The sequence below is a fragment of the Shewanella sp. AC91-MNA-CIBAN-0169 genome (assembly GCF_040310165.1).
GTDB lineage: Bacteria > Pseudomonadota > Gammaproteobacteria > Enterobacterales > Shewanellaceae > Shewanella.
Window position 1 is genome coordinate 236,154 of sequence record NZ_JBEOPM010000002.1, and the last position, 23,915, is coordinate 260,068.

The 23,915-nt window shown below is 42.9% G+C and carries 21 protein-coding genes and 1 pseudogene; 10 read left to right on the top strand and 12 right to left on the bottom strand.

Going from position 1 to position 23,915, the window contains the following annotated elements; genetic code table 11:
- From AAEY98_RS03455 to AAEY98_RS03485, 7 genes are all read right to left on the bottom strand, one after another.
- Window positions 1-561, bottom strand: coding sequence for an AraC family transcriptional regulator (locus AAEY98_RS03455; RefSeq protein ID WP_351014979.1), 561 nt, complete (start codon window positions 559-561; stop codon window positions 1-3).
- A 54-nt stretch (window positions 562-615) separates the two neighbouring features.
- Window positions 616-1,770, bottom strand: a complete 1,155-nt coding sequence (locus AAEY98_RS03460) for a DUF3570 domain-containing protein (RefSeq protein WP_242445187.1) — start codon at window positions 1,768-1,770, stop codon at window positions 616-618.
- Window positions 1,757-2,017: a DUF4266 domain-containing protein gene (locus AAEY98_RS03465; RefSeq protein WP_137226525.1), complete on the bottom strand. Its 261-nt coding sequence runs from the start codon at window positions 2,015-2,017 to the stop codon at window positions 1,757-1,759. Before AAEY98_RS03465 ends, AAEY98_RS03460 begins: the two co-directional genes overlap by 14 nt.
- Before the next feature lie 4 nt (window positions 2,018-2,021).
- Window positions 2,022-2,525, bottom strand: coding sequence for a TlpA family protein disulfide reductase (locus AAEY98_RS03470; protein ID WP_101087756.1), 504 nt, complete (start codon window positions 2,523-2,525; stop codon window positions 2,022-2,024).
- Window positions 2,526-2,602: 77 nt separating this feature from the next.
- Window positions 2,603-3,265 (bottom strand): outer membrane beta-barrel domain-containing protein, encoded by a 663-nt coding sequence (locus AAEY98_RS03475; protein WP_220487248.1) that lies wholly within the window; start codon window positions 3,263-3,265, stop codon window positions 2,603-2,605.
- Entirely contained in the window at window positions 3,235-3,975 is a 741-nt protein-coding gene (locus tag AAEY98_RS03480; protein WP_192115311.1) for an outer membrane beta-barrel protein, read from the bottom strand. The genes AAEY98_RS03475 and AAEY98_RS03480 overlap by 31 nt, the downstream gene beginning before the upstream one ends.
- Window positions 3,976-4,032: 57 nt before the next feature.
- Window positions 4,033-6,690 carry an HzsA-related protein gene (locus AAEY98_RS03485; protein WP_351014982.1) on the bottom strand — a complete coding sequence of 886 codons (2,658 nt, stop codon included), beginning with the start codon at window positions 6,688-6,690 and terminating at the stop codon, window positions 4,033-4,035.
- A 304-nt stretch (window positions 6,691-6,994) separates the two neighbouring features.
- Here AAEY98_RS03485 and AAEY98_RS03490 point away from each other — a divergent pair, with 304 nt between their 5' ends.
- The 5 genes from AAEY98_RS03490 to AAEY98_RS03510 all read left to right on the top strand — a co-directional run bounded on the left by AAEY98_RS03490 (window position 6,995) and on the right by AAEY98_RS03510 (window position 14,197).
- Window positions 6,995-8,263 (top strand): hypothetical protein, encoded by a 1,269-nt coding sequence (locus AAEY98_RS03490; protein ID WP_351014984.1) that lies wholly within the window; start codon window positions 6,995-6,997, stop codon window positions 8,261-8,263.
- 2 nt (window positions 8,264-8,265) lie between these two features.
- Window positions 8,266-10,704 carry a LamG domain-containing protein gene (locus AAEY98_RS03495; RefSeq protein ID WP_351014986.1) on the top strand — a complete coding sequence of 813 codons (2,439 nt, stop codon included), beginning with the start codon at window positions 8,266-8,268 and terminating at the stop codon, window positions 10,702-10,704.
- A 143-nt stretch (window positions 10,705-10,847) separates the two neighbouring features.
- Complete coding sequence (locus AAEY98_RS03500; RefSeq protein WP_182743844.1) at window positions 10,848-12,425, top strand: general secretion pathway protein GspF; 1,578 nt, start codon at window positions 10,848-10,850, stop codon at window positions 12,423-12,425.
- 980 nt (window positions 12,426-13,405) lie between these two features.
- A complete protein-coding gene (locus tag AAEY98_RS03505) occupies window positions 13,406-13,762 on the top strand; it encodes a hypothetical protein (protein ID WP_182743843.1) in 357 nt (118 codons plus the stop codon).
- Between the two features lie 111 nt (window positions 13,763-13,873).
- Complete coding sequence (locus tag AAEY98_RS03510) at window positions 13,874-14,197, top strand: low molecular weight protein tyrosine phosphatase family protein (protein WP_182743842.1); 324 nt, start codon at window positions 13,874-13,876, stop codon at window positions 14,195-14,197.
- A 496-nt stretch (window positions 14,198-14,693) separates the two neighbouring features.
- Here AAEY98_RS03510 and AAEY98_RS03515 read toward each other — a convergent pair whose 3' ends face one another.
- Window positions 14,694-15,737, bottom strand: a complete 1,044-nt coding sequence (locus tag AAEY98_RS03515; protein ID WP_140233305.1) for an IS110-like element ISShfr7 family transposase — start codon at window positions 15,735-15,737, stop codon at window positions 14,694-14,696.
- Window positions 15,738-16,216: 479 nt separating this feature from the next.
- Here AAEY98_RS03515 and AAEY98_RS03520 point away from each other — a divergent pair, with 479 nt between their 5' ends.
- From AAEY98_RS03520 to AAEY98_RS03540, 5 genes and pseudogenes are all read left to right on the top strand, one after another.
- The gene (locus AAEY98_RS03520; RefSeq protein ID WP_220487234.1) at window positions 16,217-16,567 is read left to right on the top strand and encodes a hypothetical protein; all 351 of its coding nucleotides are present in this window, start codon (window positions 16,217-16,219) and stop codon (window positions 16,565-16,567) included.
- 346 nt (window positions 16,568-16,913) lie between these two features.
- A pseudogene (locus AAEY98_RS03525) lies at window positions 16,914-17,883 on the top strand (transposase).
- Between the two features lie 319 nt (window positions 17,884-18,202).
- A complete protein-coding gene (locus tag AAEY98_RS03530; protein ID WP_351014989.1) occupies window positions 18,203-18,565 on the top strand; it encodes a hypothetical protein in 363 nt (120 codons plus the stop codon).
- A 204-nt stretch (window positions 18,566-18,769) separates the two neighbouring features.
- Window positions 18,770-19,075, top strand: a complete 306-nt coding sequence (locus AAEY98_RS03535; protein WP_351014991.1) for a hypothetical protein — start codon at window positions 18,770-18,772, stop codon at window positions 19,073-19,075.
- Window positions 19,076-19,079: 4 nt separating this feature from the next.
- Entirely contained in the window at window positions 19,080-19,211 is a 132-nt protein-coding gene (locus AAEY98_RS03540) for a hypothetical protein (RefSeq protein WP_351014993.1), read from the top strand.
- Window positions 19,212-19,807: 596 nt separating this feature from the next.
- On the opposite strand, the gene AAEY98_RS03545 is transcribed toward AAEY98_RS03540, so the two are convergent.
- The 4 genes from AAEY98_RS03545 to AAEY98_RS03560 are packed head-to-tail and all read right to left on the bottom strand — an operon-like array spanning window position 19,808 to window position 23,900.
- Complete coding sequence (locus AAEY98_RS03545) at window positions 19,808-20,548, bottom strand: hypothetical protein (RefSeq protein WP_351014995.1); 741 nt, start codon at window positions 20,546-20,548, stop codon at window positions 19,808-19,810.
- A 3-nt stretch (window positions 20,549-20,551) separates the two neighbouring features.
- Window positions 20,552-21,241, bottom strand: a complete 690-nt coding sequence (locus tag AAEY98_RS03550) for a hypothetical protein (protein ID WP_351014997.1) — start codon at window positions 21,239-21,241, stop codon at window positions 20,552-20,554.
- Window positions 21,241-21,741: a baseplate complex protein gene (locus tag AAEY98_RS03555; RefSeq protein WP_351014999.1), complete on the bottom strand. Its 501-nt coding sequence runs from the start codon at window positions 21,739-21,741 to the stop codon at window positions 21,241-21,243. The genes AAEY98_RS03550 and AAEY98_RS03555 overlap by 1 nt, the downstream gene beginning before the upstream one ends.
- 14 nt (window positions 21,742-21,755) lie before the next feature.
- Window positions 21,756-23,900 (bottom strand): phage tail-collar fiber domain-containing protein, encoded by a 2,145-nt coding sequence (locus tag AAEY98_RS03560; RefSeq protein WP_351015001.1) that lies wholly within the window; start codon window positions 23,898-23,900, stop codon window positions 21,756-21,758.
- Window positions 23,901-23,915: the final 15 nt, after the last annotated feature.

A 23,915-nucleotide genomic window follows, 5' to 3' on the forward strand; every position in this document is an offset into this window, starting at 1 on the left:
TTACAATACCCACTGTTCGACTTTGATATCAGCCCGATAGCTTGATTCACTGTCTTCGACTTTGAGTTCTATCATTACTGTTTCATCGGTTTTATCAAAATTATGGCTAATGGCCCGTTGCACAGTACGACCTTCGGCATCATTGCCGGTAAATATGGCTGTTAACAGGTGAGGTCCCATCTTAATATTACCCAAGTAAATACGCTGAATACCGCCTTGTTCTAATGCTTTACGTTGACGCTCGGTATATAAAAAGCCGCTGACATTGTTGTCGTCAATTTTTAACTCAACACTGTCGAGTTTGAGAAATCGGCCCACATCAACCGATACAAATACCGCGATTTGGGTGCTGGCAGGAAACAACAAATCTTCTTCTAAAATAAATAAATCGCGATTGAGTTTTAGTACTTGGCTTTTAATGTCTTCAAGCTCACTGGCTAATGCACCATTGCCTTGTTTGGTATCTTCAGCTTGGGCTGGTAATGCAAATAAGCCAGCCATCAATAATGCTGCTGCGAATAACCGCGTTAAGAAAGAACCCCATTTACGGTTGGTTGTCATAGTTATGGCCTTGGCAATTACGTTGTTAAAAGTATCAATATTTAGGGCGATCAATTAAAAATACACGCTGACAAAAGCGCGGATGACATTGGCAGAGAAACCATAAAACGGTTCGTTGCCCACTCCGCCATCTGCGGTAGGGTCTCTAAAGTTATTGTATTGAAAGTCAATATAATCCCATTGCAGCGATGCTTCTGAACGCGTGTCGCCAAACGATACCGAGGCGGGTAATTGATAGGTAATGCCTATCCCGTAAGTGATGTCGCTAAAGTCACTGAGTTCTTTGTCGCGTGCAAGGTAGTTTTGCGCGTCGCGATAAGGAAACAAGTCACTGTAAAATTCAGCTTGAGTTTGCTGGTAATAACGCACTTTAAATTCTAATTCGATACTGTCGCCTAGTGGATGTCGATATCCAAGCTCTACATCACTGGCGGTGATTTCCCAGCTGTCGTTAAAGTGGCGGTAATGAAAAAACAAGGCTGCGCGATAAGGTAAAAAGTAACTGGCCGAGAACTTTGCTGCAAACGAGTTGCGGGTTTCTGGGTACACTTCTGCCTGATAAGCCACACCAGATGGAACGCTGTTGTCTATGTATCTCACTGTGCGGTATGGGTTATTTAAATAGCCGCTGTCTGCTATAGCTTCAACGTTAAAGCTTGCGGTAAGGTTGCGGGTTAATACTTGATTGATGCCAGCGCGAATCCGATATTGCTCGCTTTGCTCTTCAAACTGGTCGTCACCATTGCGGCGAATCTCATTATCGCCATAAGACAAACCCAGATTTAAATTGGTTAAATCGCCAAAGGTGTCTTGTGACACATTGATGCTAAATGATTGGGCTAAATAATCGTCTTCATCACTTTGACGCAGGTTAAACGACATCAAGGTTTTGTCATGCAGGTATTCAACCCCAAATTGTCCTTCGTTACGCTTTTCTGTGTACGCACTGGCAGTGCTGATAACGTCCACAGATGCGGATGAAATACTGTCTAAATAATAATATGCGGTAAATGCGACCGATTCAGAGGTCTTTTTTCTGAGTAACACTGACGGGCCATCAATGGTCATGCCGCCGCCTTCGTAGCTGTGATACAACACGTCAGCGCGATCAGGATCGAGCACTGCAGCTTGGGCAGACAAGCACGTCATACTGACAAGTAATGCCGTGAATAGCTTAATGCTTTTATTGAGCAAATTAGTTACAGCCACAACCACCACCTCCGGTTCCTTCAGCGCCACGGGCCGATTCACGACCTTCAAGTACGTGAGCCATATGCATGCTGGCACTTGGATGGCGATTTAAGCGCATGATGGGGTCGGCTAAATTTTGACGCTCGTAAGGTTTAACCCAAGGCTCAATGCCCATACTCGTGCAGCCACTCAAAGTAATTAAGCTTAATAGCGCAATGCAATTAAGCGATAAAGCAGTGATACGAGGAGATAAGGTTTTTTTCATCAATTTACTCCCTAATCAGCTGTTTAATAGCGGCAGCATACTTTTTATCAAAGCCGTCTTTATAGCCTTGAAATACAAAGCGCACATTACCATCGCGATCAATAATCACTGTGGTTGGCATGGCTTCAACTTGATAGGTCTTAGACAAAGAATTGGTTTGGTCGAAAAATATTGGGAAACGTAAATCAAGATCGGCTAGAAAGTCTTTGCCTGCTTGGTTTTCTTGTTCAACATTAATGCCCCAGACTTGAACGCCGAGGTCTTGATACTTGTCTTGTAATTTTTGCAAAATCGGCATTTCTTTACGGCATGGTCCACACCAAGATGCCCAAAAGTTGATCAAGATAATCTCGCCACGTTGCTCGGCTAAATTGAGGTTAGTCCCTTGCTGGTTTTTTAAGGTGAAGTCGGGTGCAGCTTGGCCAAGCGTGAGCGCCTGTACCTGCATCGACAACAATATTGCACCTAATGCAATAAGACATTTACCACTAAATCGACTGAACAACATTGTATTTCCTTATTGGTTTTTCACTTTTGCTACTCGAATATTCTATGGTCTCTTTTAACGACCACTATCGAGGTGGATTAAAAATAGAACGACACACCCGTAGCAAAATTCAGATTATGGGTTGTTTTAGACGCGCCAGTAACCTCAGTATTAAACAGGTAATCACTCATGCTTAAATCCCATGCTATCCAGTCGGTTAAAAATACCCGGTAGTTTGCTGTGAGGTTGACGGTAAATTGCTCGTCACCGGCAAACTCGGTACTGCCGCCACCTAATTCAATCGAAAAGACACTGTTAAACACCGTGTCTTTGCTGAAAAAGATCTCACCAGGCAGTAGGTTATAACCAATGTTTAAGCCGTAGTAAGTTAACTCGCGCTCAGCATCAGTTAACAATGGCGCCGCATTAGACAATTTTTCAAAACTGGTTTCACCCGCTTTGGCTTGGGCATAACGCGCTTTGACATAAAAATGTTCGCTGATGTGGTAACCCACATGCGCACTTATCCAAGGGTTTGATTCAAAATCTTCAATCGACAAAATACCGCCTTGAATACCCACTTCAACGTTTTCAGTATCGATAACATCATCAAGCACAGTGCGACGTTCTACATCGGCTTTGACGGTATTAGGAGCATCGTCTGCGGCAAATGCTGCTGAGCTTGGCATTAATGCGGTCAACGCTAAAGTACTAGCAGTGAACAAAGGCACTAAAAAAATACGCTGAATCCTATTTTCCATGTTTGGATCTCTTCATTTTCATCTCGGTCGGTTAAGGCTAACGAGAGTTTATATTCGGCCCGTAATAAAAAGTTACGTGCAAGGTGATATTTAATGCCAGCTGCCGCACTCATTATGGTGCTGCGGCGCGCTTCGGTGTCGGCTAACACACTATGGGGTTCGGTATTAATGATCCCCGCGCCAACGCCAATGTATGGCACGACAATTAACTCGGGTAAAAGTTGGCTAAACAGCATGACTTCAAATACGTCACTGTCTGAAATACTCCCCAGTGCTTTACCTGCTGATATTTCAGCGCTAAATACTGGGGTAAATGCATAACCCGCATAAATATTGTAGAAGTTGGCCCCTTCTAAATCGCCGTACATTACACCGGCTTCAATTTGGCGATTGATGACGTCTTGTTCTGTTATCAAGTTAACGTCAATGGCTTGGCCATCTTGGGATAAACCCTTTAGGTTGTCTTCATGAAACCAGCCTTCAACGCCACGTTTGTTTAGTACTTTTAACCAAGACGTTCGCTTAAGCAACACCGTTACCATTTCGTTTTGCTCGATAACTGAAACCACCGGATAGCCATCACTTGGCCCTGAATGCAGCTCAATAAAGGGCACATCGATCCGCAAACTTGGGTTGTCGTCGGCCTGTAATACGGGGCTTAAACACAGTATTGTCAGTAGCAAAAAGGTGTTTCGTAAATATGTTTGCATAATTCCCTATCGCAAAGTCATGAAGCAAACCTATGGTTTTGCTTGTGGCATGCTTTGTTAGTCCTGTGAGTAAAATGGCGTGTTGTAATATTGCGCGCCAATGTCTAACCATTCGTTAAGTAATTTGAGCTCATCGGCCGACAGCATATTTTGATGGGTGGTGTTATTCATCACCTCAAAAAATGTGTTACTTGAACGCGCGCCATTAGTCGATAAAATTGCCGGCACATTGACTGTGGTTAACACCGGGATAGGGTTACCGTCTGCGTCAAGAATAAGCTCACCATTACTGTCTACTTGATAAACTACGTTGCCATCGGCATCAAGCACTTCAACTAATTTGTCGATTAAAATACCATCGACTTCTTCTTGCTCAACATCGTTAAAAAACAGTTCACGGTATGAGGTTAAGTGTGCAGCTTGATCGCTTGAAGGTGAATTGATTAACGACAACTGTCCCGCAGGCACTTGCACCGCGCCATCGGCATCGACGATATTATGGCAATTGGTACAAGTGTTATCGGCAACGATTATTTGAGTTGTTGCGTCTATAACGGGTCGAGCTAAGTCCCACAGCGGTTGAATATGTTCAACATAATTGATTTGAATGCGGCAATAGGGAGTCCAATTGTCAAAGCATTCGCTGCCATTAGGCGCCGGTGTGGCCAAATTACTGTAACTGTATTCAACATTTGGATTAACGGCAGACAATACTGGGTTAGTCCAAATATCTTGATATTTAATACTGTCGCTAAGCTCGGCAAGGCCATTGACCATTTCATTGGCTTCGGCCATGGTTTGTCCTTGCGCAGGAATGATATTACTCGTGGCATTAGGGTAGGCAGAACCACCCGCGGCTCCGGTATTAATGCTAGGGGCTTGGGCGTCGAGTCGGCCATGAGGCAGTTGACTGTTAGCAGTATGACAGCCGGTACATTCTAGGGTTTCACCCGGCGTTAAGGTGATCCATTGATTGTGGCGTCCGCCAATACGCTGACCATTGATATCTAACACACTGATGGCCAATGGGACATTAGCAGGCACTTTTATTTTGACTGAACCATCGGGTTGAATTGGGCTATAACCGACAATTTCGCGCATGAGTTGGTTATTACTGCGGCCAAAATCGGTATTGGCAATGTCTCTAACATCGTCGGGTGGCATGGGAACACCACGCACAATCCGTAAAAAGCGAGCCGGTAAGTTGGCTGCGGGTGTTTGCGATGGGTCACTTAAACGGCTAATACCACCTACGTTGGCAGTGGTGTCGATACCATCAAAGTCATATACGCTGCGAATGTGGATAGAACCAGCCAATTCTTGACTTAGCTGTGAATCAAGTTCGTTGCCGACGACCTTGTCCGCGATAAAGGTTTTTGGTTGTGCGCTAGGTTGCATCACCACCGATTCGGTTAGCACCGTCCCTTGAGCTGTTGTGGCCACCAATTGTTGGGTGTTGTTGGCATTGTTGAGTAGCCATAGCTCGTATAAGGGATCGGCTTGAATCAGATTATCGTCAGCGAGTTGCTCCGCGGTGAGTTGACCGCAGGCGCGGACGATGTCATTTACAACAACACGACACAAATCCCAACTCATTAAAAAGCGCTGGCTGTTATCGGGTAGTGGGTATAAATGATTGATTCTACCTGTTTCTGATAATGCGGCAGAAAATGAGAAGTTAAATTCTGATAACGTGGCGTCTGTAATCGCTTCGCCTTGCGCGCCAGAATTGGCAGTGGCTTGCTGGGCATCAATGTAGTCGTCAATATTAATCAGCACCGGACGTTTTTGAATCCTGGTGTCGTCCTGTGATGAAAGCAACATCAATATTTCGCCGCTAGCTAATTGTTGTGGCTTGATAAAATCAATCGCTTCGGTTTGGCCGTCAAGGGTCAATTGATGCGAATGCCAGCCAAATACTAATTCGTTTTCTGTTCCGTCTGGATTCATACGGTACAGGTTAATTCCGTGGTCGCCGCCCATTCGATCCCAGCGGCTGTATAAAATCTTTCCGCTTTGCAGAACCAATGGGTAAAAGTCATGGCTTAAGTTAAAGGTTAACTGCTTAATGGCGCTGCCGTCTGGGTCCATTACATGGATGTTAAAGGTTTCATTAGCACGGCTTTCATCTAATGCTGTGTATTGTGGTTTACCTTCATCAAGCAAAATTGCCCGAGATAAACGCTGCCTGGTTGAGGCAAATATAATTCTGCCATCGGGCAAAAACGCCGGCATTAAATCATCGCCTTGCTCTGCCGTTATGTCACTGCTGATGATTCGTTCTAAGATTTGGCTTGCTACCGTATAACGCCAGATGTTCCATTTAGGTTGTTCATCGTCGTCAACACCGTCGATTTCAGGTGCGCGAATGGCCATAAGCAGTTGTTGACCATCATCTGACACCGACAAATCGCGAATATCAATCAACTGATCTTCAGCAAATAAGGAGGCTGTTAAATTCGTCGCAGGTGAATCAGCGAAGGCATTGCGTTTAATGAGCAGTTGCGCGCCAGGATTAAAATGGCCTGGATTAAGATCTTCAAATTGTGCAGGATTTTGATCGACCGCAGTTAAATTACGCTCAATATAAGCCACAGGATATTCAACAAGAACGGGATCAGGCTGTTGATCTTTAATTGCTGTTTCGGTGTTACATCCCAATAACAATGTAATTACCGTAAACATCATAATGTTATAGCCCAAAGTCGGCCTCATTTGTTTTCCTTAACGATTTATTATTTTTGTGAGTATCATAGCAAAACCCTATTGCGGCTGACATTATTGCTTTCTAGGCCCAGTGTTTCAACATTTTTTATTAAATATTTGAATACTTTATTTTGACACGGCAAGACGCTTTTTTGGCGCCAAGTTATTGGCTGCAAGTGTCAAAAAAATTAACAAAATAAAAACTTTTAATGTGAGCCGTTGAATGATTTAATCAGCACCATTCGATTTTTATCATGTCCAAATATCAATTTCAGTTCAATACCAGGCAGTCAAGTGCTAACAAGGAGACAGTATGAAGCAACGACTTCGTACGGTAAAAAGCTTCAGCTTATTATCTTATTATGGAAAAACGATGCATTTTAAGCCGTTTATGAGTGTATTAGCACTTGGTGTATTGAGCCTTTTGTCGGCCAATGTGGTTGCTGCCAGCTTAGAGCAAGCAAAACAATTGCATGACCGCATAGCTGGGGTTCCAGCTTCCGAAACCACATTGCAAAATATGGCAGCATTACTTGATGACGGCAAACCCATCGAAGCCGCCTACCTCGCAATGGAAACACCGGCATTTTATTCTACGACGTTGAAATTATTCGCCACGCCGTGGACCAATATTGATCAAGACATTTTTGCGCCGTTAAATGACTATTCAGCCACTGTGATTGGTGCGGTTAGAGACGATGTTGATTTTAGAGATATTCTGCAAGCAGACATGGTATATGTGGGTAAAAATAGTTTAAATTTACCCGGCTACAATCGCAACAATAATGACCATTATCAGTCATTAGAAGACCAATTTATTGATTTAAAAGATGGTTTAGAGCGCACCACTCAATCGAGTGTGAATGGATTACCTGCTGATGCAACGGCAGGGGTATTAACTAGCCGCGCCGCTGCGAAAGAGTTTTTCTATTTAGGCACTAACCGCGCGATGTTTCGTTTTACCTTAATGAATCATTTGTGTACCGATTTAGAGCCATTAAAAGACAACACCCGCCCAACCGATCGTATTCGACAAGATGTCAGCCGCAGTCCTGGTGGTGATAGCCGTTTATTTATCAATAACTGCTCAAGTTGTCACAGTGGTATGGATCCACTGGCGCAAGCGTTTGCTTTTTATGAATATGAGTTTAACCGTGACCAAGATCCAACGGGTGAAGCTGGAGCAATAGCTTACAACACCAGCGGTCAAACCGACCCCGCCACCGGCACACGAGTGCAAGGTAAGTATCATATCAATTCAACCAGTTTTCCTTTTGGCTATGCCACACCAAACGATAGATGGAACAATTACTGGCGCGAAGGCCCTAATCAAAAATTGGGTTGGGATAACAGTTTGTCTGGTCAAGGTAGTGGGGCTAAATCATTAGGGCAAGAGCTGGCAAACAGTAATGCCTTTGCCCAATGCCAAGTTAAAAAGGTGTTTAAAACTGTGTGTTTACGAGACGCAGAAAGCCAAGCTGATATTGCACAAATTAGTGCTACTACGGCTTCTTTTAAACAGAACTCTTACCAACTTAAGCGCGTTTTTGCTGAAGTTGGCAACTACTGTATGGGAGAATAACCGTGAAATATTTAATGGCTAAAGGCCTTGTTATTGCCTCATTAATCATCGGGCTTTCTGCTTGTGGTGGCGGCGATGTTGAAAAGAATCCGCCTGCGCAACAAACGCCACAATCTGACGTGTATACCGGCCCTGCAGCAGCAACGGCTGATATTCAAAAATACAAAGCATCGTTGTGGGATAACATCTCAACCCAAGACAAATGCGGTGCGTGCCATACAGAAGGTAATCAAGCGCCTTATTTTGCCAGTCGAAATAACGTTAACGATGCTTATGCTGCCACGAATCCATTGGTTGACTTAACCGACCCTAAAGATTCACGTTTAGTCAGTAAAGTCGCTGGTGGACACAATTGTTGGCTCGCAAGTGATTCAGCTTGTGGTGAAACCATGACCCAATGGATCAAGTTATGGGCCGATGAGCGTGTTAGTACGGTCAATACTATTGAGCTGACTGCACCGGTTATTCGTGATCCAGGTTCTAGTAAAAACTTCCCTGATGACAGCAGTTTATTCAGTCAGCACGTTTATCCCATCGTGAATCAATATTGTGTGTCTTGCCATAATGAAGCAGCACAATCTCCCCAGTCGCCATTTTTTGCCAGCACCGATGTGAGCCAAGCTTATGAAGCCGCCAAAGGAGTCATTAACTTAGACGACCCAGCGCAATCAAGGCTTGTGGTGCGTTTAGGTTCGGAGTTTCATAACTGCTGGAGCAATTGTGTAGACGATAGCATTGAAATGCGCGATGCGATTATGGCGCTCAGTGATGGCATTGAACTTGATGAGATTTCACCAGACATGGTGGTGTCAAAGTCATTACGTTTAACCGATGGCATTACCGCCTCAAGTGGTGGCCGTTTTGAAACTGACGTAATTGCTTTATATCAATTTAAAACAGGTGAGGGCAGCATTGCTTATGACACCTCAGGCATATCTCCAGCCGCTAATTTGACCTTAACCGGTGATGTAGATTGGTTGGGCAGTTGGGGCTTGTCGTTTACTAACGGTAAAGCGCAGGCGAGTACCGCTAACAGCAAAAAACTGCATGATTTAATTACCGCAACAGGTGAGTTTTCTGTTGAGGCTTGGGTGACACCTAATAATGTAACTCAAGAAGGTCCAGCCAGAATAGTGACCTATTCTGCGGGAGACAGCGCACGTAATTTTACCTTAGGCCAAACTCAATATAACTATGACTTTATGCTGCGCACTCAAGCATCTAGTACCAATGGCGAGCCAGCATTAAGTACACCAGATGCGGATGAGGTATTACAAGCCACATTGCAGCATGTAGTGATGACTTACAATGCCACCACTGGCCGCAGTATTTACGTTAATGGTCAATTGATTGATGTGGTCGATGAAGACATTGCGCCACTTGCCAATTGGGACGACAGCTTCGCGCTTATTTTGGGTACAGAAGCGTCAAACCAGCATGTATGGCAAGGCGATATTCGCTTATTAGCCATTTATAATCGGGTACTCGCACCTGAGCAAGTACAGCAAAATTATAATGTTGGAGTGGGTGAAAAGTTCTTTTTACTTTTCTCGATTAGTCATTTAATTGATCTTCCCAATACCTACGTCATGTTTGAAGTCAGTCAGTTTGATAACTACAGCTATTTGTTTAGTAATGCTGCTATTGTCAACATTGACGGTACGCCAGTAGCAGACAGCTTTGCGTTAAAAGGCTTACGTATCGGTATTAACGGTAAAGAAAGTGCTCAAGGCCAGTCATACGCGAATCTCGATTTATCAGTATCGGCAGGGCAAGCGATTGCAGAGCCGTTTTCTATCTCAGCATTGGGTACTATTATCGCCCTTGAAAAAGGCGCTAATCTGGATGAGTTTTTCTTAACCTTTGAACAATTAGGCGAACACACCAATGTAGTGTTACCTGGGGTATTTGTTACCCCTGCCGAGGTGCCAGCAACCACTCAATCGGCTCAAGTCGGTGTGCGTAACTTTGCTGAAATCAATCACAGTATGAGTATGCTCACGGGCGTTGACCAACAATCGACTAAAGTATTTAACACCTATCAGTTAGTTAAACGTCAATTACCGAGTCTTGAAAATATCGAAACCTTTATCTCTGCGCAGCAAATGGGCATCACCCAGCTTGCCATTGCCTATTGTGATACTGCGATTGAAGACAACACGATTCGCAGTAATTGGTTCCCAGATGTGGACTTTACTGCCGTACCTAGTGTGGCGTTAAATACCACTGAGCGCGCCAATTTATTGAACCCGTTAATTAACCAACTTATGCCATTATCGTTAGCCAGTCAGCCAAGTCAAAGTTCGGTTTACAATGAACTTGATAGCTTAGTGAGCGGTCTGTCGGTTTGTAGTGGCACCTGTACTGCAGAGCGCACCCGTACTATCGCTAAGTCTAGTTGTGCTGCCGTATTGGCCAGTGCCGTGATGCTAGTGCAATAGGGGTGACAGTATGAAACGATATTTACAGCGATTGATAGCATCAACCGTACAGCAGTCAAGGCAAACGGTTGCTGGATTGACGTTTTCACGATTAACCCATGCAACTGATATAGCCGTAATACGGGCACAAAAGGGATTCAACAATGACTAGACCTAAGCACCTTCATCCAGACAGTCCATTGTTGTTTGCTGACCATAGTAAGCCGATGACTAGGCGAGATTTTATTTCGACAGGCTTGTACAAAGGCGGCGCTGCAGTTGCCGGTTTATCGTTATTTAGCCTGTTTGCTAACCCTAACAATGCTCATGCGGCGCTATCACCCGATCTTGAAGCACTAAGAGACTCTTGCGGCATAAGCGTACAAGGGGCGGGCAAAATTCCGTTTATTAGTTTCGATTTAGCCGGTGGTGCCAATATAGCGGGCTCTAATGTGTTGGTTGGCGGCGCAGGTGGCCAGCAAGATTTCTTATCTACGGCCGGTTATAACAAGCTGGGTTTACCTGGTGATATGGCTCCGTCAATTGCTAATCCCAATGCGGGAATGTCTGATTTTATTAATACTGATTTAGGATTGGCATTTCACTCTGACTCGGCTTTTTTACGCGGAATTTTAGAGAAAGTATCATCTGATACCGCATCACGTATCAACGGTGCTGTGATCCCCAATCGCTCAGATAATGACACGGGTAATAATCCACACAATCCTATGTATGCCATTGCGGCAGCAGGGGCGAACGGTTCGTTAATGCCGTTAGTGGGCTCACGTAACTCAGATTCCGGCGGCAATTCAATGGCGCCCACCAACTTTATCGATTTAAGCAAACGGCCCACTAAAATTGATCGCCCTTCAGACGTAACGGGTTTAGTGGATGTAGGTGATTTATTCAGTTTATTGTCGCAACGTGATGCTGTGGCCGTAATGGAAAGTATTCAACGTATTAGCGCGCAAAAAATGGCGGCAGTGAACACGCAAGTTACCCGCGGTGATGTGATTAAAGATTTGGTTAATTGTGGTTATGTTAAAAGTGCTGACCTTGCCGACCGTTTTGGCGACCCATCAACATTAAACCCATTGTTAGATCCTGATATTGTCGGTCCTGGTGGCATTTTTGGGATTAATGAATTTGACTCTGAGTCTGAGTTCCAAAAAACAGCGTCCATTATGAAGTTAGTGGTTAATGGCTTTTCTGGTGCGGGCACGGTCACCATGGGGGGGTTTGACTATCACACTGGCGAGCGCGCCACCGGTGAGTTAAGAGATTTACGAGCTGGTCGCTGCATGGGCGCGTGTTTAGAATATGCTTCACGTCGCAATATGCCGTTAATGTTATACGTGTTTAGTGATGGCTCAGTTGCTAGCAATGGCCGCATCGATGACTCAATGGAAGGGCGCGGTAAAGGCGAATGGACTGGCGATAACTCATCAACAGGCGCGTCATTCTTTTTGGTTTATAATCCGTCTGGCAAACCACAATTAATGGGAGGCAGCGCCGACCAAATGGCCAGAAAACAACAAATTGGTTTTATGCGCAGCGATGCATCCGTTGATACCGCGTCAGCCCCGTCGGCCAATAACGTTAACTTGTTGGTAGAAACCGTATTGCTAAATTATATGGCTCTACATGGCGAACAAAGCCAATTTACCTCAGTTGCCCCAGGACAAGGATTAGGTAATGCCACTATGCTCGATTCGTTAACTGCGTTTCAACCGATAGTGTAGTGAATGTTTTTAGGCCAGAATTTTGTACTGGCGTATTAAAACCTTTTTGATATCTCGCTAGCTCGCATGGATGCGGCAAAATCGCCTCAAGTGCAAACGCTTCTGTGACAAGCAGCGAGTACATCTTTGTAAGCTCGGCCATGACGTCCATGTCATGGCCGGTCACTGCCGCGCTTATACTCGAGGCTCTATTTCTTTGTTGCTGGCTGTGTTTCGACACAAAAGTGCAGAGGATATTGGCTCATGGATGTGGCCTAATCACCTCAAGGGCAAACGCTTCTGTGACACGCAGCGAGTACATCCTTGTAAGCTCGGCCATGACGTCCATGTCATGGACGGTCACAGCCGCGCTTATACTCGAGGCTCTATTTCTTCGTTGCTGACGGATTGACAACTGTTAGTGATTGTTGATGTTGGTTCACAATGGATGTGACAGAATTACCTCAAGTGCAAACACTTCTGTGACATGCTGCAAGTACAATCTTTGTATGCTCGGCCATCTGTGCGTTTATCATAAAGTTTGATCATTTCTGTACCAAGGTGTATTCCAATGGGAGATAAACTCGGGCAAGGGGATACCCCTTAACCCCAAAAGCCACATGCTTCGCATGTGAAAATCAAAAGAATTAAAGAAAAATCAGCAGGCACACTTTTATGTGGCATGTACTAATTTTATGTACAGGTATAATAGTTTTTCATCGATTTACGCTAAAGAATGATTAAAAGTCGTTCTTTAGTTTTATCGGTTTATCAATATGAAAAACGTAATTATCTGATATTGTTATCTTTAGTTTTTTGTAAAGTGAAGGCAAATTCTACTTTACGCACAAGCTCGGTTTGTTTTTGTCTGTTAGATACATTTAATTACTTTACTTCAACAAGATAGCAAATGTAGGATGATATTAATCAATAACTTAAATGGCCGACTTTAAATTTATTTGGCCCTTTAATAAGCTGTTATACATCCTAGGGAAGTGGTTGTGCTAATACGAGCTATCAATAGCCAAAGAAAATTAAAACCTTACTTTTACTCGCAGTCTGCAAAGATTGGTGGTTTTGGTTGTCTGATTGGGTTTTCGGTAGCATATCCGTTGTTTTTTGCTATAGCCTCAAGCTTTGGGATTCAGTCAGATGTACCAATTCGTAGCTATGATAGTGGCACAGTATTGATGATGTTCACTGTGTGCCTTTTAGTTCTTTGCTTTTCTTTATATGTATTTTGCGTATTATTTGCTTTCATTTTTTATGGAATGAAGTTCAAAAAAGGACATATCGATAAGCAAGAGCTTATCAATATCGCTTTTAAAGGCATCTATCCAAAGCGATGGCAGCTATAACAAGGCCATTATGGCAGGGACGCAAAACGCTTGGCTGCGCCCCTTCGTCGCAAAGTATAGCCAAGCATTTTTGCGCCCCATATGGCGGCGTTATGTGTTCTTGGAGGCTCAGTGAAGAACGTATTGTTTCTATGCAGTAAGAATAAGCTAAGAAGTCCTACGGCAGAAGCTATCTTCAGCAACGTAGATGACTGGGAAGTTTATTCCGCAGGTGTTAGTAACGATGCTGAGGTTCATGTAAGTCTTGAGGATATTGAGTGGGCTGATTATATTTTCGTTATGGAAAAGGCTCATAAAAAGAAATTAAGCAGCAAGTTTGGTCGAGCAATAAAAGATCAGAAAGTAATCTCTTTAGACATACCAGATGATTATGAATATATGGATGAAAAACTGATCGAGATATTACAATCAAAAGTGCCGTCACTTGTTCAATAAAAATCACATAACACATATGAGCCTTCCACCAGTCAATAGGCGAGCCTAACTTATTTGACTGCTTTTGCAGTCAAATTAAAATCAATCAACAAATTCATCTACTTCGTCTGTCATTTAGCTGTCAAATCATCGTTTACAGCAAACACATATAGAGGCTCTCTTAGTGCGATCTTATCGCTGCCTGACGCTTTTCATTCCTTTGAAATGTCAGGGGCACTAGACATTTAACGGTTAACCCTAAGATGGCACTATTCAAGTCAGAGGTGCTTTTTGCACAGTTAGTTTCAGGCTCATTTAGGGTGTAAACGACTTTGTTGATTGTATTCATTAATGCGCGCCAATAAGGTGTCTAATCAAGGCGATGTAGCTTAAATAGCATTTGGCATAGTGATGATGGTGAGAAGTCATTGCTTCATTAGCCACATCATTCACGGTCATGCTCGCTTCTCTTTTTAAGAGTATCTAGTTAGACGTTCAGCTCACCTTATTGCGCGACTTATCCTTTTAAGAATCGTTGTTCATCAAACACCGTTTTGTTCTTCAGCATGAAATAGACGCAGCGGCCAAGCTTATGTGCCAGTGCAGACAACGCTTTTGCTTTACTCATTCGTTTTTGTAATCGATTAAGGTAGTTACGTGCTTTGTCATTACCACGTAGGTAAAGCACCGCTGCTTCGGAGAATGCCCATTTCAAATGAGCATTACCGATTTTATTGCCATTTGTGCCGTAGGTTTTACCGGCTGACTCCGCTTTGCATTTGACCAATCGAGAGTATGACGCAAACTTTTGTACTGATTCAAATCGACTGATATCACCGATTTCATAGAGGATTGTCAGCGATAAAATCTTACCAATGCCAGGTACTGTTTTAAGTAGTTCTAAATAGACGGGGTTATGGTTTTTGGCTTGTTTTTCGATGAACCATTCAACCTGTGCGAGTTCCTTTGCATAACAATCAAGTAGTGCCATGTCTAAATCAATGTTGCGCTGCACGATAGGGTCTTGATATTGCTCGCGTAGTTTTTGTCTTGCTGAAATATTTTTTAGATTTAACTCAGTGGCAGGTAAGTTGTATTGGCTATTAGTGTTAACCACATGACCTTTGAGCATAGCGCCGTGACGGACAATCTTCATTCTACGACGTAGTAGGTCACGTGCTGCGCGCATTTCACTTGGATAATCATAAGCTATTGGAAAGTTACCACCACGCAGTAGTGTGGCAATTTTAAAGGAATCGACTTTATCATTTTTGGTTTTACCACCGTGAATCGCCTTCATATAAAGCGCATGACCTAAGATAAAATCAATCCCAAGTTCAGCACACCAGTCAGACACCCAATACCAGCAATGCATGCACTCAACCCCGACAATCACATTGCCGATATAGGGTTCTAGAATGAGTAATAAGTCATCTTTATCAGCACCAATCTTTTTATGGATGACAACTTCCCCTTTAGAATCAATGATACAAACGTAAAGTAAACGTGCATGTAAATCGATACCACAGTAGTATGGATGTGAGTTATTATAAAATCTCATTGAGCTTTCTCCTGTTGGTTTAGTCACCTTAAGCATACCGCTGATGCGGCTTGCTAGGGAGGGGGCTCAATGAGTATCAAGGGCAAGCAACGGACTCGTCAAACTGTCACTTTTTGTGCAAAGGGCCGCACAAAAACCGCCAGTTCAACTCACCGCTGTTGCCGGCGTTGAACTAAGCCGCTGCGCGGAGCCAAATGCTGACTCAATCGAGTGTATTAACCTCATCGAATCAGTTAGACTTAAAAAAGATGTGATGGAACACCATAATGACAAGGGAATTTCAATGAAATACGTACAAACCAAGCCATATTACTCGTTCAAAACTGCTCTACAGCTCAGAGCCAGCATCAAAAAAAGCAAATTCCTATAGCATAAAGCGTACCAATTAACCTGGACTCGGCAACGGCCAAGTCCAACAAGCGATTTATGCTTTGCAAACAGCGCAACGCATAAATACTAAAACATTATATGCAGGTGCTATGAATAAAGTTGAAGCAATCTCCAAAATAAAGTTATCCCTATTAAATGGTGCTCAAGTTATTGCTCCTAAAACTGTAGATAGTGATAAATTTATTGAAGAGCAAGCGGTTAAGTTGCTAAGTAATGTAATTGAGCCTGTGATTGTTAAAATTACTAGTGCATGCTTTCCAGAATACGATTACGAAAAGTATTTATCTTCTGAGGTTTGGGCAATCGCACATGATCGTGATAGCTGGTTACTTACGTTAGCAGATGAAAATGAATTTGCACTTGGCTTCGGTGATTCGACTAATGAAATAATGATGCATGGTTTTTCGTCATCCAATGCTTTGGGTGAATGGTGTACGTAAGCATATAACTAATAAGGATAGGCCGCGCGAAGCCGCGTCCTTATCCCAAGTGTTGAACAAGCCCGAACACCTGAGAGTGACTCTTTATTATGTAATTAACAGCTCGAGAAAACGCGCTGTTTGATGTGATAGTTATCGTGCTAATTTTCTGTAGTCAGCAAGCTCCCTTAGCCCCTCTGCTAATTTTTTAACGCCATACTTTCAGTATCTTAAATTAACTCCTTTGGAATTAGCATGGCCACCCAGGATTAGTGGCTAAAGGAATTAGCATGACCACCCAGGATTAGTGGCTAAATAATAAGCAATGAACTACGCTTTATTTGCCCTTTAAAAATGGTAATTGAAGATGGCCAGACCAAGACAAACTATCGTTAGCTTAGATGACACACCTTATTATCACTGTTGCTCGCGTGTGGTACGCAAGGCTTTTCTTTGCGGGATTGATAATTCGACAGGCGAAAACTTTGAACATCGTCGAGATTGGGTGGATTCTCGAATTCTTGAACTGGCTACCATCTTTGCTATTGATATCTGTGCTTATGCGGTGATGAGTAACCATTTACATGTAGTGATAAAAGTTGATGCTGACAAAGCTAAGCACTGGTCAGATAAAGAGGTGCTGTTACAGTGGCATAAAGGTTTTAAAGGCACCTTACTGACGCAAAAGTTTGTTAAGGGGGAAGACTTAAACGAATTTGAACTCAACACTGTGAATGATTGCATTACCCAATACCGACAGCGCTTGGTTGATATTAGTTGGTTTATGCGCTCCTTGAGTGAGCCGAATGGCCAATAAAGAAGATAAGTGCACTGGCAGATTCTGGGAAGGGCGGTTTAAATCCCAAGCATTATTAGACGAAGCTGCAGTGCTAAGTTGTATGGCTTATGTTGACTTGAATCCTATCCGCGCCAAGATGGCTGTAACTCCTGAAACTTCAGATTACACCAGTATTCAACGGCGAATAACCTCAGCGATAAAAGGTGAGCAACCAACAGCGTTATTGGCTTTTGTTGGTAATGAGCGTCAGGATATGCCTAATGGACTGATGTTCAGCGTTAAAGACTATATTGTGCTGGTGGAAGATACTGGGCGAATTATTCGAGAAGATAAACACGGTGCAATTAGCTCAACTAGCCAAGATATTCTCAATAGACTAAATATTCCTGCTGACAACTGGCTAAAAATCGCTACTGAGTTTGGTTCATTATTCAAAGGTGCAGTAGGGTCTTTACCTGCATTAACGGAATATTGCGAACATCTAGAGCGAAAGCGAAGACAAGGTGCATCAAACTGTCAACGCTGGTTGTGTGCTTAAGGCTTAACTTCAAAACTAGAACTAACACTAAAAAAATAACCTGATTGCCAGCTTGATATCAATCAAGCGACTAGTGCTGTGTTGGATTTGCCGCATTGTTCACTATTTTCCATTTAGCGCTCAGTTTGTTGATAATTCCCATTCAATTTATACATTTGAATCGTGCAGAATATTATCGCTATCAAACCTAAAAGCAGTATGTTAATTATCATAAAAATGGGTGACATGATTAATCTGGGTGGCATGATTAATCTGATTAATCTCAATTAAATTTGGCTGCGAGATTTATTTTACAGTCTCGTTATATGCAAAGGGGCTTATGCGCGGTAACCTAATCAAATCACTTATCATTGGTTCAATTCTCGGGATTGTAATTGGAGTATCTAAAATAGATTCATCAAACATCGGACTTATGATTTCGTTGTGTTCATGCATCGTTTTAGGTTTAGTGACGGTAATGACTATCGACAACAAGCCTCATTTATATACACTGCCAGCTATATTCGTTTCAAGTTTATTCTTATGTGCATTTTATGGTTTTAAGTATGGGCTTGTTTATACCGCTGGGGTAGCAGGCATTTACGGTATATTCTCAGTGCAATTATTTCAGGCTATTTTTATTGCATCTGATAATGTAGGCTTTCTGGACGCGGGTTCAAGTCCCGCCGCCTCCACCAATTAAAACAAAGGGTTAGCCGAAAGGCTAACCCTTTTTCTTTGCCTAATGGCGACAAAATGGCGACAGCCGATCAAATGTTCTACTCATATAATCTGGACATAGTGGCAGAGGGCTAACAAACACATAAACTCGCTCGTTATTATAGCCTACGCATTTTTGCCCGTTATCCGTGCGTATATTTTTTAATTTTCGATAGGTAAGTTTTCAATGATAAATATCGCACATGTAGTTTTTGATCACCATAATAAGAATGTGGCCACAGAAAAAGAAAGTAATGCGTTTGTTGCATGGACAATGGGAAGTGTATTCAAATCTGATAATGCTATTCAATTTCAAATCGAATCAGAACAAGCACAAGAAAACCGACTAGCAGCTGATTTACGTACACTAGCTGAGTCGATTGTTACTTACTGTCCTGACGTTGGAAAGTGTTCATTCAACGAAGTAAAAGAACTTTCAGAACTGATATACTGGAGTTACGTAAAAATTAATAGAGACCAACAAGAGGCTTAGTTTTATGAAAACATTTATAGCAACAGATCAAAATGGAAAAACCATAACTGTCAGTGCCTATACAGAATCTGATGCCCGCCAACAAGCTGAGAGTATTCTTGGTTTTGGTAACGTTGTAAAGTTCGAAAAAATATAACATTTGTCCATCTCTTCGCGATTATAGTCAAACATTATTTTCTACTTAGCACGCGTTAACGACTTTCATAGTCATGCAGTTCCTAATAACAATAAGCTACACGCACGTCCAAAAATGAGTTAGATCGTTTAGTTAACTCATTTTTGACAACCGCACAAATTTCACTTCCAATCCAACTTAAACTATTGTTTTTATTAAACTGTATATATCCATCACTTTTATCCAGTTCTTCTCATTTCTCACAAAAAACAAACATAATCCCGTAGGAGTGCGGGCTACAAGCCATCCTATATTTTAGATATGCCAATTCAAACTGTAAAACAGTGAAATAAATCGCGATCTTTTCAGATCTTAGATCTTTTAAAAGACCTAGTATCTACGCTGGTTAGCCCTATGAACTGCATTATTGTAAAACTGAAAAAAAATTAACATAAAAAGCCCGCAGGAGGGTGAGGAAGAGTGCGGTTTTCGTGACGTGGTTTCTTTGTGGTCATGGTTTCCGTGAGTGGAACTTGATTAATGAATAGATAGGCACGACTGTGCTGCAGGCAACAAAAAGCCCAGCTTGTTGGCTGGGCGTTGTTCTTGCTGTGTGATTATTTGGTTATCGGATCTAGTCTTCCTTTCTGGGCGTTCGCTTGTGATGATTGGCCGCTAAAGTCGCTTGCTTGGTCTGATGTTGCACCATGGGCGTGGGTGTGATTTGCACATGTTGATGCTAGTGCGCTAACTGTTGCCATGAGTTCTGATAGTAGTTTCAGTACATTTTCGCCATCGCTGCCAATCCATGTTTTGGGGCTGCGGTGGTCTTGCTCTATGCTGGCTGTTACTTTGCGTGTTTTACATTGTAGTTCAGCAAGTTTACCTATTATGTCTTTTAATGATTCATCGGTTTTGTTTTCAAAGTTTCCGATGTCATCTATGTGCTGATAAACACCATCACGTACTTGGGTACGGGTTTCGCCCTCTTTGATTGCGGGTAAGTCCCAACCAAATGGTAATACTGTTCTGATGAATGGCTTATCTGGTCGGCCATATGCAAAAGCAATTTCGACAATTGAACCAATAGCCGGCGGTTCTAGTCGGCCTGCTTTATTGCCTGCACCTGGCAATGGTAATGGTACGGCTTGAAGTACCTTTGATTTGGTAGCTGTGCCGTTTTCGTCAAGCAGCTGCACATCAACTGCATAACGTGGATAAAATGGATCACTGCCGCGTTCACCGTCGACCGTTGGTAATTCTGGCAAAGCAACCACTTCACCCCATCTAGGCAAATGTAGCTTTGCGGTTAGTTCTGGGAATAAGCGGCGAATAATTCTATTGATTATGGTTTCCATATATCACCACGTTATGGTCATTTGAGTTTCTTTAAACTCAACGGTTTTAATACGACTACTATTGGCCAATACGTTTGGCCGAATCATTGGGGCTGCTGGTATGGTTGCCGTTCGTCCTGCTTGGTGGTTAGTCATTAAGTGTTTTGGGATAACAATTGGCTTATCTGCCCAAAAGCTGTCTTGATAGCTACCGACGTATATTTTACCGTTTCCTTGTTGTTGCCAGATAAAGTCATCAATCCGGAATGAACGACCTATGTTGTCTAACATGGCATAGCCTGAACTGTCGCAGTAAAAACACGGTATTGCGGTTTCGGCGTATGTTTTATCTGGTACCACAAATTCAAGCCCGGTTAATTGGCTTAGTTCGTCTAATACTTGTTTTAATGTTGGATGACGTAACATGACGCTGTAATTAAGAGCTAGCGATGCTGATAACTCACGACAAAATAAGGTATACCAGCCATTAACGGCGGGCATAACACGCTCAACATAACCGATAAATACTTTATCAATCATGTCGCCCCAGCCCAAATCGACTGATACAAGGGCAAATTGCTTTGCCTCTGTTTTAACGGTGATTTGGCAATTACCTGGCGTAGCTGATTGCAACACTACCCAATGATCCTTTATATCGATTTTTTGATTATCAATATAAGCTCTGGCAATAAATCGCGCGTTTGGTGTGCTCATTACGACCTCAATGTGCCAAAGTTATCAGTTAGGTTTTGTTGCAGTGATGCATATTCAAAACTAGACTCACTTGTGGTACTAGCCCCTTGCTGATTTGCTTCCGCATCCGGTTGGCGTTCTTCTACTTTTTGCGGCACACTTCGATATTCTTGCAAGGTAAAACTAACAGACCATTGACGGGTTGTTTGTTGTTCAACGGCTTCAATCTTGCTGGCAAAACGTACTTGCTTAACGCCCAATGCTTCGGCGGTTTTATTGCTGATGCGGTAAATCATACGGGCGCCGTTTTCGGTTGCTTCTGCCAGTCCAAATAATTGAGTTAGGTTTTCTGCTTGAGTAAATAATACATTACCACTGACCATTAGCATTTTTGCCTTAGTACCCGTTTCAGCTACATCTGTACTTGAGCTTTGGCCACTGGCGTCATCACTAGCAAGCTCTTGGCTTGCAGTGATGCGTAGGGATTTGAGTCTGATTGCGGTTGCGTTAAGAGTTAGCATATTTATCACTTCATTTATGCCGCCAAGCTAGGCATTGCTTTAAATACTGGTGGAGTTCCTGCGAAGTCACCTCCCGTCACACACATCCACCCCATACTACCGCCAGCCACAACACCAAGATTAAACACCACGCTACCGCGCGCCCATTTCCCTTCGGTCGGTAATGACGCTAACCAAAACATTTTATTTTGACCCACGCCCACGCCTACCACGGCTGTGTTGCCTAGCTGTATAGTGTTGTCTAGCTCTGTGTAAGCGCCATTACCTATGCCAGTAGTATTAACTGCGTCAATTTTCTGGTTTGCGTGGTATCCTGCGCCATATCCTAAAAATGTATTCGAATCACCGAAAGTTATAGAATAGCCACTATAACCACCATCCGCCGTGTTTTTGCTTCCTTTCGCGTTATATAATGAATAGTCACCCGATGCAGTATTCCAATCACCACTTTCGTTATTATATAAAACCGCGTATCCCGTCCCCACGTTGTGCTCGCCGTCTATATTTTTAAATAGTGCTTGGTTGCCAAATCCGCTTAAGTAATTACCGCTGGTATTAGAACGCACTGACCTGTAACCAAATGCCGAAATAAATTTTCCGTCGACATTAAAACGGCATGAATCAGTTCCGAATGCGCTATTATCTGACTCGGCTAATTGCTCTGAAAAAACATAAGAACCATATCCACAATTACCATTCCCCTCAGTGGCTTTAGATAAAATGTTATATCCATGTATGGTGTTGTGCAGCGCACCGTTTAGATACAGACCTGCGTATTGACCACCAACAATGTTAAAATGGTTATTATCGCCATATTGCAAACCATCTATCGCCATTACCGTGTTGTAAGTGTTATGCAGCCCAGCTCGTAAAGCATTTTGACCACCTGCCAGATTGTGGTGCCCGTCCTCGTTTTCCGCTAGGACGTCAATACCGATACCGGTCGACCTGTTTCCCGTTTTATTTTTTCGCATACATTGGGTGCCTATCGCGACCAAGTCGAATCCCTCTGTATTATCGCGTAAACAGCCACGACCAGATGCGAATATGTTATATCCTGTGGTATTGCTTACTAGACAATCAACACCAGATGCGTGGATATTATCATTGCCCGAACTAACATAAATGGGCATAGAATATTTTTTGACTACTCCACTAATTAAATAAGAACCATCAGGAATATAATTCCCATCTTCCTCCAGCCATTTATTCCACGCGATAGTATCATCGGTAATGCCGTCTCCAATCGCACCAAAATCCTTTAGGCTTATTGTTTCTTTTATCTTTAATTCTATATTTCCTACTTTTTGTACTAAGCCATCTACATTACGCAAATCTTCTACCATATCTGCTGCAGTAATTCGCGCCAACTTAAACACATAATGTTGCTTTCCATTTACATCAATATAGTCGTCCATTTCGGTGTTGGTCACGGTAAAAGCTGTTTGGCCTTTCCATACGCTGTTACTGTCTCCATCAAACCATGCATCGACGTAAATAAACTGAGGATAAGATTGCAGTGTTAAAATATGGTCTTCAGCTAATTCAACACGTAAGCCTGATACATAACCTGCACCTGCGGTAACTTTAAAGCTGTTCAAAGTTGAACGTGGTACTACTTTAAACCCATCGTCAATAAACCAATCTTTACCGTTCATGTCGGCGGCTAACTGGCGAGTTAATTCATCCATGCCGTTTAATCGGGAGGTGTAGTCCAATTGCCATGTTTCGGGCGCAACCGATATTCCCGTCAAGTCAGCAATGCCAGAATACTCAATACCAAAGTTACGATTTAGCGTATTACCAGCTGAACCTGGTACCGTGATAGTTTTACTCACATTTGGAATATGACTAACGGCAATCAATGTTTGGTTTACAGACGAATACAAGCCAACCCAGTTAAAATCAAATGGGCCTGTTAAGCTGTCCAGTACGGTTGAGTATATAACTACGTTATCGTTTACACGGCCGACTTGCTGCACTATCTGTTGATGCACTTGTTGCCCTACTGGCGGCACACTTTCATTTCTGTCAATGGTGGCATTTGGGTCTTGTCCTGGCACGTTGGCAAAAATGAACGTATCAATGTCTAACTGCTCATTGTTCTGTGCTTTAAGTGCAAATAAACGTTCGCCTGCAATGGTGATCACTTGTGCCATGGTATTAGTTCCTCT